This window comes from Weissella cibaria KACC 11862, assembly GCF_000193635.1.
In the GTDB taxonomy this organism is placed as follows: Bacteria; Bacillota; Bacilli; order Lactobacillales; family Lactobacillaceae; genus Weissella; species Weissella cibaria.
Genome location: NZ_AEKT01000030.1, coordinates 1 through 17,590, shown reverse-complemented (window position 1 = coordinate 17,590; position 17,590 = coordinate 1). Strand labels below are relative to the sequence as shown.

The 17,590-nt window shown below is 46.5% G+C and carries 5 protein-coding genes; all 5 read right to left on the bottom strand.

Annotated elements, in window-relative coordinates; genetic code table 11:
- Positions 1-58: 58 nt before the first annotated feature.
- The 5 genes from ESE_RS0106480 to ESE_RS0106455 all read right to left on the bottom strand — a co-directional run bounded on the left by ESE_RS0106480 (position 59) and on the right by ESE_RS0106455 (position 17,456).
- Entirely contained in the window at positions 59-1,084 is a 1,026-nt protein-coding gene (locus ESE_RS0106480; protein WP_080553235.1) for a WxL protein host-binding domain-containing protein, read from the bottom strand.
- Between the two features lie 462 nt (positions 1,085-1,546).
- The gene (locus ESE_RS0106470) at positions 1,547-15,640 is read right to left on the bottom strand and encodes a KxYKxGKxW signal peptide domain-containing protein (RefSeq protein WP_010373053.1); all 14,094 of its coding nucleotides are present in this window, start codon (positions 15,638-15,640) and stop codon (positions 1,547-1,549) included.
- A gap of 273 nt (positions 15,641-15,913) precedes the next feature.
- On the bottom strand, positions 15,914-16,210 hold the full coding sequence (locus ESE_RS0106465; RefSeq protein WP_010373051.1) for a hypothetical protein: 297 nt from the start codon (positions 16,208-16,210) through the stop codon (positions 15,914-15,916).
- A 251-nt stretch (positions 16,211-16,461) separates the two neighbouring features.
- A complete protein-coding gene (locus ESE_RS0106460; protein WP_137636360.1) occupies positions 16,462-16,671 on the bottom strand; it encodes a hypothetical protein in 210 nt (69 codons plus the stop codon).
- Between the two features lie 11 nt (positions 16,672-16,682).
- On the bottom strand, positions 16,683-17,456 hold the full coding sequence (locus ESE_RS0106455) for a hypothetical protein (protein WP_010373045.1): 774 nt from the start codon (positions 17,454-17,456) through the stop codon (positions 16,683-16,685).
- Between the last annotated feature and the right edge of the window lie 134 nt (positions 17,457-17,590).

Genomic DNA, 17,590 nt, shown 5'->3' with positions numbered 1-17,590 from the left:
ATTTCTCTATTACGTTAATCACTATCTCAATAAGTAAATTAGCTCTCTCCTTCTAACATTACTTATCTTCATCATCCTGCTTCTTGCGTCGTAGCAACAATATAATCACAAACAGCAACGCTGCCGCCAAAATACCAATCAACCACCAAATCCACGTTGGAATGAAGGCCGTCGTGCGTTGGAGTGTTGTTTGTCCTTGCTGTGCGGCTGAAATCGTAAAGTCACCTGTAAACGTCCATGACTGCTTACTCTTCACATCCGTCATTTTCACATGATAGCGGTACTTACCGGCCGTCAACACCTTCTCAGCAGGCACACTATAAGTGAATGTGCTGTTCGGGGTCACCTGTCGATTAGTTTGCTTGTCAGTCAACACAGTTTGGTTGCCCTTACTAATCGTTGTTGCAACAGACATATCACCGATGTAATTGGCTTCGTTATTAGCAACACCCAACTGGAAAACCTGCTGGTTCGTACCACTAACAACACGCCCCTTTTTTGCCTCAGTTAAGTTGGCGTTAACCTGCTTATCAGTCTCAGCAATCTTTACACCCTTCACGTATGTAAATTGATTGGTAAAACCTGACTTCTTAACTGATTTCCCGGGGACGTCCTTTGTCACGACCACTGCACCCACAACCGTGCCATCAAAACTTTGATCCGCCATCTTAAAATTGATTGGCGCATAAACCGTTTGGCCCGCGCCGACCGTGACACTTTCTTGTGGCACTTTCACAATTTTCCGAAGGTCCATTGTTTTAGCAAGCGAATCATTATTATGACCGCTGGCATAACCAACAACTAAATTGTTGTTGGTAAACCCTTGTTCAACTGACACGTGGAACGTTGCTTCGGCTGCGGATGTATTTTGAATATAAACAACGCCGCCAAATTTTTTACCCGGTTGCGTTTTAATATTCCAGGTTGTTGACCCGTCATCTTGTTGACCATCGATTGCCGATAATGCGACTGAAAACTCAGGCTTATTGTTACTATACTCATCAGCAGATACCCTTGTCGTTTGAACAACACTAGCTACTAACCCGAGCATTGTCCCCACTGATAATGCCTTTATTACTCTCATCCCAAATTCCTCATGTCATTCCAAAAAACTAGCGTAATTATACCATTTAGCGGGAATGCTTACTTTATTTCCGGGTCCCTAATTTTGCAATCACAAAAAAAGATGTCTCGTATATGAGACATCTCTGTGATTAACTATTCAACTTCAGCAACTTCGGCTTCGTTTCGGAACTGGGCGATGTACCCAGCAGCTGCAACTACTGCACTTAACAAACTTACTGCACTCATGAATACTGCCATTTTCCAGTCCTCCTATCACCGATTGCTTACTTTATATATTTATCATACAGCAGCTAACTTAAAAATTTAAAAACGCCCCAAAATCAAGCTATATCGGGCCTGTTATACCTTGTGAAATTATGATTATGGCAGAATGTTCTCAAAATCGTTCAGTTCTGGGACATCCCCAACTTATAACAAAAAGGCGTGAACCACCTTACAGCAGTCCACACCTTCTTATCGATTAAGCTTCTTTGTCATCGTTCTTACGACGCTTAGCAGCGACTAAGAACAAGCCCAACAAAGCCATCGTACCAGCAACCGTCAACCAAACTTGTTGATCAACACCTGTCTCTGGCAACTTATTTTCTGCAGTCACCGTTGGCACCGTGTTATCACGAACCACCAACGTTGGGTGCATTGTTGTAATGATACCAGCAGAAACGACTGGCGCTGCAGCTGCGGTCGCAATTGCAGTATCCTTCTCGTTCGCTACGGCAATCATTGCAACCGCAATTTCACTAGCCGTGGCACCATTAGCAAGCAACTCGTTTAGGTGTTGCTTTGCTGGCGTCATCTTACCAGTGTTTACAACCGTCTTGGCATCCTTAACTTGGGCATCGTATGCAGCTTGCGCAGCATCCTTGGCCTTGTTGTAGGCTGTCAAAGCGTTTTGCAAATCAGTAGCCGTTGCATTTGGATCACCAGCCAATGCAGCTAGCTTATCAGCCGCCGCTTGCAATGACTTGCTGTCTGACAAGTATGCAGGAACCGTTGCTTCAGACTTGGCCGTCTTCTTAGCCGTTGCCAATGCAGCTTGTGCCTTAGCAACCGTTTCATTCAACGACTTCGTAGCAGCCTCGATATCCGCCGTCGTTGCCTTACCGGCAGCAGCGTCCTTAATCAATTGTGCCAACTTGTCCTTTGCCTTTTGCACTGCATTATTGTCTGACAAATTCTTCGCACCGGCAGTTTGGCCTGACTTCTGTGCAGCCTTAATGGCCTTATCACGCGCATCAGTTGCCTTTGTAACGGCTTCTTGCAATGACTTTGCAGCTGCTTGCACATCTGCCGTCGTTGCTTCGCCCTTGGCAGCCTTTGCAATGATGTTATCAAGTGCTGATTGTGCATCCTTCACTGATGACTCATTAGCGACTGTGCCCTTGTCAACTGACTTTGCAGTTGATACAGCTTGGTTGCGTGCATCGGTTGCCTTTGTAACGGCTTCTTGCAATGACTTTGCAGCTGCTTGCACATCTGCCGTCGTTGCTTCGCCCTTGGCAGCCTTGGCAATGATGTTATCAAGTGCTGATTGCGCATCCTTCACTGATGACTCATTAGCAACTGTGCCCTTATCAACTGACTTTGCAGTTGATACAGCGGCATCACGATCTGACTTGGCTGACTTAACGGCATTTTGCAACGCTGTCATCGCATCCTTAATGTCTTGTGTCGAAGCCTTACCAGCTTCAGCATTCTTCAACACATCAGCAAGCTTGCTTTGGGCATCCTTCACAGCCGTTTCACCGTTGACTGGTGAGGTTGCGACATTATTCGCATCCTTAACCGCTTGGTCACGATCTGCTTGTGCACTTGCAACAGCCTTGTTGTAATCAGAAACCGCCTTGGCAACTTCTTCAGCAGATGCATCCTTGTTAGCCAAAACCTTGTTCAAATCCGTTTGGGCAGCCTTCGTGTCTTGATCAACTGCATCCGCGTTCTTCGTGTAGTTCACCACGAATTGTTGGATTTCAGCATCTTGACCCGGTGCTTGTTCACCAAGCGCTGACGCCATTGTAGCAATACCATCACGTACTTCAAGCGCTTGTGCAATCACAGCTTGCTCGTCGAACGTTGCACTGCCACCAGCAACATCGTTGTTATCAAAGAACTTATTTGCCTTCAAAGCCTCTGCCCATGTTGCGTACGTCTTACCATCAGGTCCCGTAACCGTGTATGAGTAACCAGCCTTCTTCAAACTTGCATCCGTCACTGAACCAAGCTTCGTCTTGCCAGTCCAGTTCGTGTCAGAAGCCCCATTTGTTTGAGCAATCAAGCTTGATGACAAGTTAGACTTCACAACAACCTTTTGATCATTCTCAGGTGAGTACACAACCACAAAGTTGTTATCATCCGTCGTAAATGTTGGGTTAGCGGCCACTGCTTCAGCCAACGTACCATAGACCTTGTTGTCAGGTCCGACAACTTCGTATTGGTAACCATCGACCTTCAAACCAGCTTCGATTGCATCAGGCACAACCACAGAAGCACCTGTATAACCTGTTGAAATAACATTCTTCAAGTTATCAACAACGGAAGCAATGGTTGGCAACTTACGAGCAGCTGCATTACCAGCCGTCGTTTGCTTAGCCGCATCTGTCAACGTCACCGCTGCTGCTGCGTTAACCGCATTTGGATCAAATGAAACCACTGCGTCAACACCAGCTGGCAAACCAGCTACCGTATACGTACCATCGGCATTCTTAGTCACCGTCAATCCTTGCGTGTCCTTATCATCCATCTTCACTGAGACAACGTCACCAGTCTTTGGATCCACGTAAGAAATAATTGGCGTGTAACCCGTCTTGTCAGTCACCTTAACCGTTGCTGTATCGCCCGTTACAACTGGTGATGTCACTTCAGCAACTGGCACTTGCACAACTTCAAGTGTTGCACCGGCCTTCACCTTCGTGCTTGGCAACTTGTAGTGGATAGCACCATCTTCACCCTTAACCGCATTTGGCAAAACCTTTTCTGTCGTGCCATCGGCGTTGTGGATAAAGACCACTGGTGTCTTACCATCAACTGATGGGATGTCCAAATCAGCAACATCATCACCTTCACCAGCCGTAACAACTGCTGGCTTCGTAACTGGCGTGTTCACCACATCCAATTGCTTCTGAGCGTTCTCAACGTCAGCCTTGCTTGACTTTGGATTGTCCAAAATCTTTTGCAAGTTATCAGCTGCGTTTTGCACGTCCTTAGGCAACGTCTTACCCGACTTCTTAACAGCATCCAAGTCAGCTGCTGCATCTTGCTTAGCCGTATCCAAAGCTTGTTGGGCCTTGTTTTCAGCTTGTGTCAAGGCAGTTTGCGCATCCTTGATTTCTGAAGCTGTGGCCGTTGAACCATCAGCCAACTTATCTTGCAACGCCTTCTTTGCATCAGCGACAGCTTGGCTATCACTCATGTTATCAGGTACGTTTGCAACAACTTGCTTAGCCAAATCTTGGGCATTCTTCAATGCCGTTTCAGCATTTGACTTTGCTGTGTTGTAGGCGTTTTGCGCCTTATCCAAGTCACTTTGGGTGCTATTCGCATCCTTGGCTACCTCAGCCAACTTAGCTGCCGCATCGTTCAATGACTTATCATCAGCCAATTGCGTTGGAACTGACGCATCAACCGCGTTCTTGTTGTTTTGCAACTTTGTGGTTGCATCATCAATCGCTGTTTGTAGTGCAGCTTGGGCCTTGTTGATAGCGTCCGTTGATCCTTGATCATTTGACGCATCCTTCAAAGCCTGTTGCATCTTAGCTTGCAAGTCAGCGATTGCCTTGTTATCCAACAAACCAGCTGGTACTTGCGTCTCCGTTGCCTTCGACACTGCCGTTTGACGTTCTTGCTTAGCCGTTGCAACCGCATCGTTCAAATCGTTCATGGCTTGCTTAATATCTGAAGCAGTGGCGCTACTATCACCAAGCTTCTTTTGCAAAACCGCTATTTGATCAGCCACTTCACCTGAAACAGGGGCCGTTGCATCAAGTGCTGACTTAGCTGCCGTAACTACATCAGAACGAACACCTTGTTGTGCAGCGACAGCGGCAGCCAATTCTTGCTTAGCTTGGTCAATGGCAGACTTTGTCGCAGTATCAGCCGTCAAGTCCTTAGTCAAACCTTGTACCTTAGCAATCGCATCCTTGACTGCATCAGAATCCTTAACAGACGCTGGTACACCAGTTACGGCCGTGTTAGCCGTTGCCGCCGCACCTTCTTGCGCTGACTTGGCTGCCGTAACAGCGTCATCAAGGACCTGTTGTGCAACCTTAACGTCAGTCGCCGTAGCCGTTGCTGAATTAATCGCGTCATTCAAGGCTGCCTTCGCATCCGTCACGCTCTTGTCATCCAGCAAGTTTACTGGCACATTCGTCATATCAGACATCGCCGTGTTCTTCACATCAGCCAAGTCTGATTGGGCTTGCTTAACTGCATCGTCAAGGGCCTTTTGCGCGTCCTTAATGGCTTGCGTCGTGCCCTTATCATCTGCTGCATTAGCCAAGGCGTCTTGCAACTTATCTTGCAAATCTTGAACCGTCTTAACATCTTGTACATTTGCAGGCACAACATCGCTAGCGGCATCATTCACAGCCTTGCCACGCGTTGTCGTCTCAGCTGACACTGTATCCGTCAACTTCTTCGTAGCATCCGCGATTTGCGTTGCCGTTGCTGTACCTGAATCAAGCAACGTCTGCAAGTCCTTAGCAGCGTCTACAACGGCCTTTTCACCAGAAACTGGTGCCGTCTTACCCAAGGCAGACTTGGCAGTTGCCGTCACATCGGCCAACTTGTTGTCAGCCGCTTGCTCAGCTGACTTCAATGACGCAATGGCGTTATCAATGTCAGTCTTAGTAGCCGTCTCTGAATCAATCAAGTTTTGCAAAGCATCCGTTGCGTTCGCAACCGCTACATTATCTTGCCAAGCCTTGTTATCGTTAGCTGTCTTAACTTCTTGCTTAGCTTGATCCTTAGCGTCAGCCAACTTTGATTGTGCGCCTGTTACAGCTGTATCCAAAGCCGACTTAGCCTTATCAATCTCTTCCTTAGAAGAATCAGGGTTGCTCAACACATCGTTCAAAGCCGCTTCTTGCTTTTGCACATCCGCATCATCTTGCACGTTGGTTGGTACCTTGTTCAAAGCTGACTTAGCGGCATCCGTTGACTCACTCAAAGTTGAGTTAGCCGCCGTAACAGCTGATTGCAAAGCAGTCGTCGCCTTCAAGATATCAGCCGTCAACGCATTCTTATCAGCAACTTGGCCATCCTTGGCCGCCGCATCAACAAGTGCTTGCAAGTTCGCTTGCGCTGCCTTAACAGTTGCATCACCCGCAACATTGGCTGGCACATTCGCAATGGCATCGTTAGCGCCGTTATTAGCAACGGCACGCTTTGCCTTCGCTGCATCAACCGCGTTTTGCAACGTCTCTTGCGCTGCGTTCAATTGTGCCAAAGACGTGTATTGGCTTGCCATCAAATCGTCCAAAGCTTTTTGTGCAGCCGCAACTGAAGATTCGTTCTTAACAGTCTTCGTGTCTACAGGTGTTGCTGCCAATGCCTTCTTCGCATCGTCAATTGCCTTGTTAGCCACCTTAACGGCTTGATCTAGCTTGTTTTGTGCATTCGCAATGTCAGTAGCTGTTGCGTTATCATCCTTCAGCTTAGCCTTCAAATCTGCCTCAGCTTCTGCAACAGACGGATCTGCTCTAATACCCTCAGCCTCTGGAATATCCAAGCTATTAATTGACTTTTGCGCAGTTTCCTTACCATCGTTCAACACACCTTGTGCATCAGTCACTGCCTTATCGTATGCATCTTGTGCCTTTTGCAAATCCGACGCCGTAGCATTCTTATCTTCAGCAATCTTCTTCAAGTTAGCGAGGGCATCTTGTGTGGCTTTATCATCAGAAATGTTCGTGTCAATCGTTGTTTTATCAGCCGTTGACTTCTTAGTTGCCAAGGCTGATTGGGCCTCTGTTACTGCATCATCGTATGCCTTTTGTGCAGCCGTCAATGCGCTTGCCGTTGCATTCCCATCAGCAGCCGTGTCGTGCAAAGCCGTCAATAAATCAGTAACAGTCTTGTTGTCTGAAACATTCTTTGGCACCGTCACATCAGCAGCTGCATTCTTGGCATCTTGCAACTTGCCTTGTTCAGCCTTAACGGCATCATCGTAAGCTTGTTGCGCGTTTGCCAATTCAGTAGCCGTCGCATCACCATCTTCAGCAACCTTCTTCAAGTCGGCCAACTTACCAGCCACAACCGTGTTGTCGGTCATGTTTTTTGGCGCTTCTACAGACTTGGCCGCGTTCTTAGCTGTTTGCAACTTATCTTGCTCATCAGTAACTGCATTCGTGTAAGCCTCTTGCGCCTTGTTCAAAGCTGTTTGCGTTGCATTTGGATCAGTCGCAACCTTCTTCAACGCTGTCAACGCATCGTTAACCACGTCATTGTCGGTCATGTTCGTTGGCGCCGTCGTAGCATTTGCTTTGTCCTTATTCTCTTGCAACTTAGTCTTAGCATCCGCAATCGCTGTCGCCAACGCTGTCTTAGCAGCGTCGATATCTGCAGACGTACCAGCATTGTTAGCAGCCTTATCCAAGGCATCTTGCAAGGCAGCCTTCTTAGCAGCTACATCTGACGTCTCATCAGCCGCTTGATCACTCAAGTTAACTGGTACAACCATTTGTGCGGCGTCATTAACTGACTTGGCACGAACAGCTGAGGCATCGGCTACTGCCTTCGTTAAGGCGTTTGTAGCATCAGCAATTTGTTCTGCCGTAGCATCGGTCTTGGTCAAATCAGTCAAAGCCTTGGCCGCATCAGCAATCGTGCCAGCTCCAGCAGCTTCCATACCATATGGTGCCGTTGCTGCAGCTGCGGCGTTAGCTAAATCGATGGCTTGTTGACGGTTCTTTTCAGCAACCGCAACAGCTGAATCCAATGCTGACTTTGCCGCATCGATTTGCGTCTTAGTTGATGTTTCAGGACTCTTCAACAACGTATCCAAGGCAGATTGTGCATCTGTCACAGCCTTCTCAGTTGCAACTGCAACCGGAATTGACTTAATTGCAACTGAAGCGTTTGACGTTGACGTTGCGAGAGCATCTTGTGCCTTAGCGACTGCCTCAGCCAATGCCGCTTGCGCGTTGGCAATATCTGTTGCCGTTGACGTTGAGTCCGTACCCAAAGCCTTTTGCAAAGCCGCTTCTGCTTGTTGCACCTTCGTATCGTCTTGAACGTTTACAGGAACCTTAGCCAAAGCATTCTTAGCTGAATCTTGCACATCAGCCAAAGATTGCTTAGCTGAGGCCACCAATGAGGCCAACTTAGCTGAGGCCGACGCAACATCTGCTGTCGTGCCAGTGTCGCCGTTAGCTGCCGCAATGGCAGTGTTCAATTCCGTCATAGCAGCACTAATTTCCGGACGATCAGAAACATCTGGCGTTACTGATCCCAAAGCATCTGACGCCGTATCCATTGCAGCATCACGTGCCTTTTCAGCGGATGCAATGGCATTCGTCAATGCATCTTGCAAGTTCTTAATATCTGCCGTTGACGCCGTTGAGCCATCCTTAATGGCATTCTCCAAAGCCGTCTTCGCATTAATAACTTGCGTTTCCTTTGAAACTGGCTTCGTATCTGGCATGTTCTTAGCTGCAGAATCCTTTGCAGCTGCCAACGTTGCTTCAGCTGCCGTCTCAGCATTCTGCAACGCCTTAACATCTGCATCGATGGCTGTCTTAGTTGACGTCTCAGGCGCATCCAACAACTTTTGCAACTTGTCGTTTGCAGCCATGACATCTGTATCAGAAGCCAAGTTCTTGGCAATGCTCGTTTGTGCTGTCTTAGCGTCCGCTGTTGACGTGCTCAAAGCAGTTTCAGCAGCCGTCTTCGCATTTTCATAAGCTGACTTAGCATTCTTCAAATCATCAGCTGTTGCGTAATCACTGTTAGCAGCATCAAGCAAGTTTTGTGCAGCCGTATTCAAAGCAGCGTTATCGCTCAAGTTGACTGGTACTAAGTCCGTTACTGCCTTACCAGCGTAATCACCCTTAGCATTCTTAACAGCTTCTGTAGCCTTTGCCAAGGCACCATCCGCACCAGTCAAGGCATTCGTTGCGTCAATAATTTGTTGCGTGGTACCTGACTTCAACGCCGTGGCTAAGTTATCAACCGCCTGTCCCAAAGCAGAGGTCTTATCCTTTGCTTGGTCAGCCAGGTTAGCTGGAATTGAAACAGCATTGGCATTCTTAACCGCCGTGTCACGGGCTGCTTGCGCGTCATTAATCACGTTTTGCAAGTTCGTAATCGCATTGTTAAGATCGGCAGTTGTTGGATTTGTTGGATTGTCCTTTGCTTGCGTCAACAAAGTTTGCAACTCGTCTTGTGCATCCTTAACAGCTTGTTCATTATGAACCGCAAATGTATCAGCCTTAGAAGCTGATTCCAAATTATTTCCAGTCTCAATAACCTTGGCACGTTCATCGTTATAAGCATCAACTGCACTTTGCAATGAGGCTTCAGCAGACGTCAAATCTGTCTTCGTTGTCGTAGCATCATTTGCGTCTGCCAACAAATCAGTCACCTTGTCATAAGCCTTAACCAATGCCTTTTGTGCGTCCGTTGCTGTACCATCCGCAACCGCTTGCTTTGAAGCGGTATAAATAGCATCAACCGTCGTGTCCTTAGTTGCTGCCGTTTGCGCGTTTGTTGCGTTAGTACGCTCATCTGCCAATGCTTGCTTGGCAGTAGCCTCAGCTGAAGTCAAATCATTGATTGCCTTAGTAATGTCATCAGCTGTTGCCGTACCGTTAGTCAACAACGTGTTCAAAGCAGCTGACTTATCTTGAACACCCTTGTCATCCTTAATGTTGGCAGGAATGTCTGCGATTGCTTGCGCACCCGCAGTAATCTTGTCAGCAACAGCCCCTTGAGCTGTCTTTTCAGCAGACTTCAAGTCATTAACAGCCTTGGTAATTGCGGCTGTCGTGCCTTCATTATTAGCAGCGTCCGCAACAGCCTTATCCAAGGCAGCCAAAGCATTCTTAACAGCTTCGACAGACTTAACAGAATCTGGCACATTTTCAGCCGTCGTTGCTGCTGCATTTGCAACATCACGATCTGCCTTAGCTTGTGCAACCGCTTGCTCCAATGCTTGTTGCAAGTTCTTCAATTGCGTAGCCGTCGTAGTCGTATCTTCGGCAGACAACGCCTTGGTAATTGCGTCCTTCGCATTCTTCACAGTTGTTTCTTGGTCATAAGGCGACGTCACAGTCTTGTCCAAGGCTGCCTTCTCAGCATCCTTCGCATTTTGCAATGCCGTTTGTGCGTTAGAAACAGCCGTGTTCAAGTCAGACAAAGCATTCGCAATATCTTGCGGCGTTGCGTTAGCTGGCAAGTTGTTAATGACGTTAGCGGCTGCCTTAACACTGGCATCGTCAGAAACATTTGATGTTGTCGTGTCAGTTGCCTTAGTAGCTGCATCCTTCGCAACGTCCTTCATGGCATCCGTCAACTTCTTCTCAGCTGCTGCAATATCCGCGATTGAAGCTGTTGATCCATCAGCCAACAACCCATCAAGATCACTCTTGGCGTTCTTAACTGAATCAGCATCGATCAATGAGGCTGCCGTGTCAGTATCGTTCTTAACGGCTGACTTCACGGCCGTGTCAAGCGACTTCTTCGCATCTTCAACCGCTTGAATAGCCTTGGCAACATCTTCTGGCGTTGATTGTGTGTCAGCCATGATTGTCGTCAAATTCTTTTGTGCAGCATCCAACTTTGAACCGGCGTTAGCCACATCAGCGTTCTTAGCAACGGTCGTTTTGGCAACGGCTGCTTGATCCGTGTCAACAGTCGTGTTCGTAGCATCACCAACTGTCGTCAACGCGTCCTTTAGCGCATCACTCTTTGCCTTGATATCAGCCAATGAGGCTGTATCAGGCAATTGGTTAAACGCATCTTGCGCATCCTTCACAGCCGTGTTGTTCTTAGCCACCGCATTAACAGCATCTGAGTTAACAGCTGTTGACATAGCATCCTTAACAGCATTATCCAACTCTGACTTTGCTGTGTTCACTGCATTAACAGCCTTAGCAATATCATCAGTTGTAGCCGTCTTGTCAGCCAAGACCGTCTTCAAATCTGCTTGAGCAGTATCCAAGGCACTGTTCTTAGCCTTTACCGTGGCATCCTTTGCCGCCGTCATATCAGCGATTTGCGTTTGCTCTGAGTCAGCGTCGCCGTTAGCAGTTGTTGCAGCATTCTTAACTGCCGTGTTCAACTTCGTCTCAGCATCCGCAATCTTCGTCATATCACCTGATGCCATGGCATCATTCAAATTTGAAACTGCTGTTGCAACCGTCGTGTCAGACTTTGCCAACGCGTTAACATCTGGCGTCAAATCGTTCTTCGTCACAGCTGCCACAACGGCATCCGTGTAGTCCTTTTGCGCTGACTTAACCTTTGCGACTGCGGTTGCAATAGCGTCAGTTGTTGCAGCCGGATCAGCTGCCAACAAGTTCTTCAATTCTGTTTGCGCTTGATCCAATGCACCTGACTTGGCAGTTACATCGGCATCGTTTGCTGAAGGCATGTTAGCAACAATCTTTTGCGCGTTATCTGCATCAACGTTAGCTTGCTTTGCTGCGTCTGAAACGGCATTTTGTAGTGCTGTCTCAGCTGATGCAATCTTCGTCATATCACCAGACGTCAAAGCATCGTTCAAACCGCTAACAGCTGTCTCGATTGCTGAACCCGGGGTTGCCAAAGCAGATACGGCGTCAGTAACGTCGTTCTTCTTAACGGCAGCGATAACCTTAGCATCGTAGTCGTTCTTGGCGTTGGTCAACTCAACAACTGCGGCCGCAACTTGATCAGGTGTCGCCGTCTTGTCCTGTAACAAACCAGCTACCTTCGTCTGTACGCTAGCCAAAGCCGTGTCTGCTGCTGACACATCAGCATCCTTAGCAACGCTCATGCCCGCAACAGTCGTTTGGTCAGCAGCAGTTGCCTTATTCAAGACATCACCATAGTTAGCAACGGCGTTATTAATTGCTGCCGTTGTACCAGTACCATCAGCCGCTGCATCAGTCGCTGTCTTAATAGCGGCAAACGCATCTGAGACTGTCTTATTGTCTGTCAAACCAGCAGGTATGCCTGGTACAGTTTCTGCCGCGTCCACTGCCTTTTGTCTACTAGTTACAGCTTCTTGCACAGCCTTGTCAAACGCCTTAGCGGCATCCGCAATGCTTGATGGTGTTGCATCAGTAGCGTTAACTGCCTTGTCGAATGCGGCCTGGGCATCAGTTACATCCGCAGTTACGTTTACATTCTTGTCAGCACCTGCTTGTGCTGGGTTCAGAACATAAATAACCTTGATTGTTTGTTGTGAAGCGTCATCCGCATCCAAAGCATTGTTGGTCTCATCAAAGCTCGTTGCACCGTTAGCATCAGTTAATGGTGTAACAACACGGGTATATCCTGCAATTTCAGGGTACTTCAAACTAGCCGCTGCATCAGTAAACGAACTATCAGTATCGCCAGTAATCACACCAATTTCTTGTCCCAGAGACTTACCTTCTGAATCTACAGCCGTTACCGTTGCTGATTGCTTCGAAGGTGTCAACAACAGCAATAGCGTTGCTACTGAGTCGGCAGTACCATCAGCCGTGTCCGTCACGTATGAGGTACCATCTACCAAGAAGTTAGCCAAATCAAAGCTAGCGGCCATATCCACAGCCTTACCGTTAATTTGAGCACCAGACAACGTATATCCAGCCGGCACCAAACCATATTGCTTCAACAACTTTTCAGCTGCTGTGAATGAGGTTGCTGATCCCAAGCTTAATAAGTCAGCAATTGATGATTGTGTTGATGCAACCGGAATAGCCTTGCCATCCCCCATCATATTAACTGTCTTACCGCCAGCCTTTTGCACATTAAGTACAACACCATATGAGTTATACGTGTAATAAACGTCAGAAACACCCTTAGTTACAACATAATTTGCAGCTGAATCTACAGCCAATCCAGCATTCTTAGCGTTAGCCTTAGTCGTAGTACTGTTGTAAACATATCCTGACTTAACTAGTGCTGGTGTCAAAGTTGAACCGACCTTAGCAGTAGCGTTCACAACCTTTGAGATTTCCTTACCGTTGGCGTCGATATAGTGGATTGTCGTTGATTGCGTATCAGGTGTCAATACAACCTTATACACTGCGTCAGAACCACCAAACTTCAATGAAGAAAAGTCGACTTTATTACCCTTAGCATCATAAATCGCAAACGCTGAGAAACCACGACTAGACAATGATGTCAAAAGTGTTGCAATTGTCGCAACACCAGTTACTCCGGCCTTTTGCGCATCAGCATATGTCAATGAATCATATGATGAGCCATCTGTTTCGTTACCAGCTACGTACGTATCTTGGCCATCAACAGGCACCGTATTGCCTTGTGCATCTACAAAATTGAATGTATCTTGCACTTGCTTTGCATACGTTAATGATACTTTGGTGGCATCGGTGATTGTAATCGTCTTACCACTAATATCATCACCAGACTGATCATTAACACTTAATAGCTTGTAACCTGGAATAGTTGGCGTCCCTGTCTTGATATCATTCGTCTTATCAAATGCGTTGATTTCTTCAGAAGTTGTTTCGCTAGCTTCTGGGTTAATTGTAATCACATCTCCAAGGTTAGCCAAAATAGTGCCATCTGCCAACTCGCTAATATCTGAGTCTGATGGTGTCTTGTAATCAACCGGGACAGTTCGCGTTCCAACCGTCAAGTTAAACGCATTAGAATTATCATCAGAGGACGTATCTGGTTGGGTGATTGTCACACCCATTTGGCTGTAGTTTCCACCCGTTGCAGCCTTAAATCCAAGTGCCATCGTCATAACGTTAACTGTTCCGACCGTTCCTGAACTTACCACTCGTCCCTGTGAGTCATACACCGTCAGTGTTCCTGTTCCATCACCATTTGGTGTGAACTTTGCTGTGAATCCCATAACAATTTGTGGTGTTACATCACTTTGTGCATTGGAAGCAATAGTATCCCTAATAATAAATCCAGTCGTAGTTGTTCCCGCAACATATGAGAATTGTCCCTTAGCATCACCCGTGCTCCATTGTGTACCTGCCAAAGAGGCTACGGCACTCGAAGCATTGATGATTCGTTGGTCCGCGGTAGTGGCTGCAACCAAAGAGCCATTTCCATTGGTGTGACGGAATCCAATCATCCAATCATTGGCAGTTGCCTGAGTAAGATCACCAAATCCTGATTCATTATTCTTCCAAGTATCGATTCCCCATAAGAATGCATTGGCATTACCATTAACCCCTAACGCTCCTCCAGGCGTTTTGCTACCCGTTTGAACAGCTCCTTTATCGTCCTTAATTGTTGACGTACCCAACTTATTTGGATCTGTATCCATCAACACCAAGCCAATAAAATCTCCAGGCGTTGAAATAGTCGTCATATTCAAATCAAAGTTGATTGTCCATTGCTTAGTCATGTCAACTTTTTTGTTAAAGGCTACGGCACCCTGTTGCGTTGCACCGTTTGTCAGAGTGTAATAAACACGATTGCCCCCAGTCGCTGCTAATGACGAGTAATAACTTGCTTCTGACTTCAACATACTTGCTTGGCTAGATGATACGCCTGACATTTTTACATCGGCCACAGAACTAAGACTAGATGCGATTTTTTTCGCATCAGAAGCAGTCAAAACCGCTGACTTAACCGCCGTTCCGTTTGCTGAAAAGTACGACTGAATATTACCTTCAGTAACTGATAGATAATGTGGATCGTTCGCTGTTGACTTTGCGTTTTCAGTAACCTTTGCATATCCACCAATTTTGTTATCGGCATCTGAAAGCGTCGCAATCGTACCTGCCGTCTTCAAGGAAGAAGTTGGCACGTCCGCTAACACCGCACGCATTGCAACAATTGAACCAGCTGCCTTAGCAGACTCAGCAGAAGACATCATTGATGACATCGCAACTGAATCGTGGCCATTCACAACAGGCGCAACAGATGATGCAACACTTTCAACTACTGATGAACTTTCAACAACCGTAGAACTCTCTACTGATGCTGAAACGCTGGCAATCGGCGTAACTGATGCAGAGACACTTGAAGAAGCCTCAACTGAAGCGGAAACGCTTGCTGGGGCTACAGAACTCTCGACATCTGATGATGAACTAACTGCTTCGCTGGCAACTACTGAAGAAACCACTTCAGATGATGCACTAACCTCAGTCACAGCTGGTACTTCAGATGCAGCTGAAGAAACTGATGCAGACGCTGACAACGTCACCGTCGTTGCCGATTGTGACGTTGCAGCTGCTTCATCAACCTTAACGACGGCTGGATCAGTTCCTGACGTCGTATTTGCAACTTGGTCAGCAGAGGCTGTGCCTTCAGCCATTGCAACGGCACCCAAAATAGATACAGCAGTAATTCCTGCAACCATCCACTTCTTGCCGGCCTTATACATCTTGTAGTGCTCTTTGGCGATGTAATCTGCTTCGCTCAAAATCTTGTTATTTTTCATACTAAGCTTTCCCTCTCTTGTATCCTGAAAAATATCTATATCAACGCCAATTTCCAAACTGTTGATTATAGTGATTTATTTCTGAAATCTACTTCTGGAACAAATCACTACAATCAACCTTTTGCAGTCTGAAAATCAGGTTTGGTATAACACAACTATCCGATAAAAAATCATATCTTTCTGAAAAGTGCCAGAATTAACACAAATTCAAAAATAACTTTACATATTTTAAGACCTAAATATAAATCTCGCTTGAAAAAAGTCTTGCGCCGATTATTTGTTATCCGCCGAATCATATCGCAACGTATGATAGTCAAAACGCACTTGATCAGGTCCATATGCCTTCGTCAAATTTGTCTCCTCAATCACCTTGCGAATACGATGGACACTTACATGTAAATCTTTTGCCATTGCAGCGACACTGGAATATCGGTGTTCCCCATCAATCACGTATGGACCGCTTTCGGAATACGTATCCCAAAGTTGTTTCCCTAACGAAGCAACTTCAGCATTCATAATGTCACCATCATATTTGCTAGCCACAGCTAATAATTGTGGTACCCAATTCATGATAGTCCTCCCGATTCTTAACTTTATCTGTTGATATTTTACGCGTCAGGTACCGTTCTTTTTTCAAACGGTCAAAAATTGCGCTAAAAACATATTAAAAGTAAGCTTTTCGGCCTGAATCACGTTAAAACTATGCTAAAACATGTCAAATTTGGGACAAAAAATCTCTTGCAAACTAAAAAATCTCAACTTTCAGACTGGGCGTTTTTCGCAAGTCTGATAGTTGAGATTTTTGCTGTATTTTGTGTGGCTTAACCCTCGAAGCGGACACCACGTAACAAGTCCATCACGTCACGGTAGTCATCACGATCAGCATCGGTCGCCGTTAGTTTATTCTCGCAAATATTAAGCGTTTCATTCGCCCCAACTGATAAGGGCACCCCCGCGATTTGGGCAGATTTCACACTACGGTACAATTCCGTCACGTAACTCCGCACCTTAGTCAAATCTGTCTTTTTCATAATTTCGTCAGTTAATACTGGTTCCATTTTTCAAGTAATTGACTAATCGCAATATATTCAGCTGGATAGGTTGCAACCGCCAACTCCAAGTGAACTTCTTGGAAGAACGTCACTAGCTCTGGTAACGTATCCAAGCCAAAGTGCGCAACCTGCGCATGAATGCTAGCAATAACCTCGTTCATAAAGTCATTGCTACTTTCTTGAAACGCCGTTAACGAACCAGGAAAAGTCGTTAGCAACTGTTGCAGTTCGGCTCCAGTCGTCTCACTATTTTGGAAACCAGCCTCTAAAGCATCGTACACGTTTGCCAAACTAGGGTCTTGTCGCGCTGGTTCGTAGGCCGTTAAGAAGTCGGCGGCAATGCGGCGCAGCATCTCCGGATGATTTTCATTAAGTTCAACTTTCAAATGACGAATCAAGTTACGCAAGTTAGTTAAATCGGCACCCAGTTTATTAACTGAATCAGGCCGAGCATCATTCAGATTAATTATCGCTTCTGTGACTTCCTTCTTCGCTGTAATAAAGGTTGGGTGTGACTCAACGTGCCACGTCGCTGCTAAATCTTCTAGCCCCTTGATCACGCCCATGGCGAAAGCTTTTAGTTCAGCCGGTTGAATGACTGAACAATTCCATCCATTATTTTCAACATCCGCTAGCTTAGCCTCAGCCGTCATTTGCAGTAAGCTTTGCCCGTCAGGCACTTGATCAAACGTGCGTTGCAAAGCGCGGTGGGCCGCGTCTGCCAAAGCATCATACATCGACTTTGTAGGATTTAAGTTATTCATCTTGTTCCTCCCACAACGTAAATTTCTTCATGATATTACGGCCATTGTACCGTCAGCGGAACAAGTAAAACAAGCAAAACGTTCTGACCTGCAGAATCTAAAAAAGCCACGCATATCTGCGTGGTCGTTTTTTA

Coding starts and splice junctions, on each gene's coding strand:
- ESE_RS0106480 (WP_080553235.1), bottom strand. CDS start 1,084: ATGAGAGTAATAAAGGCATTATCAGTGGGGACAATGCTCGGGTTAGTA.
- ESE_RS0106470 (WP_010373053.1), bottom strand. CDS start 15,640: ATGAAAAATAACAAGATTTTGAGCGAAGCAGATTACATCGCCAAAGAG.
- ESE_RS0106455 (WP_010373045.1), bottom strand. CDS start 17,456: ATGAATAACTTAAATCCTACAAAGTCGATGTATGATGCTTTGGCAGAC.
- ESE_RS0106460 (WP_137636360.1), bottom strand. CDS start 16,671: ATGAAAAAGACAGATTTGACTAAGGTGCGGAGTTACGTGACGGAATTG.
- ESE_RS0106465 (WP_010373051.1), bottom strand. CDS start 16,210: ATGAATTGGGTACCACAATTATTAGCTGTGGCTAGCAAATATGATGGT.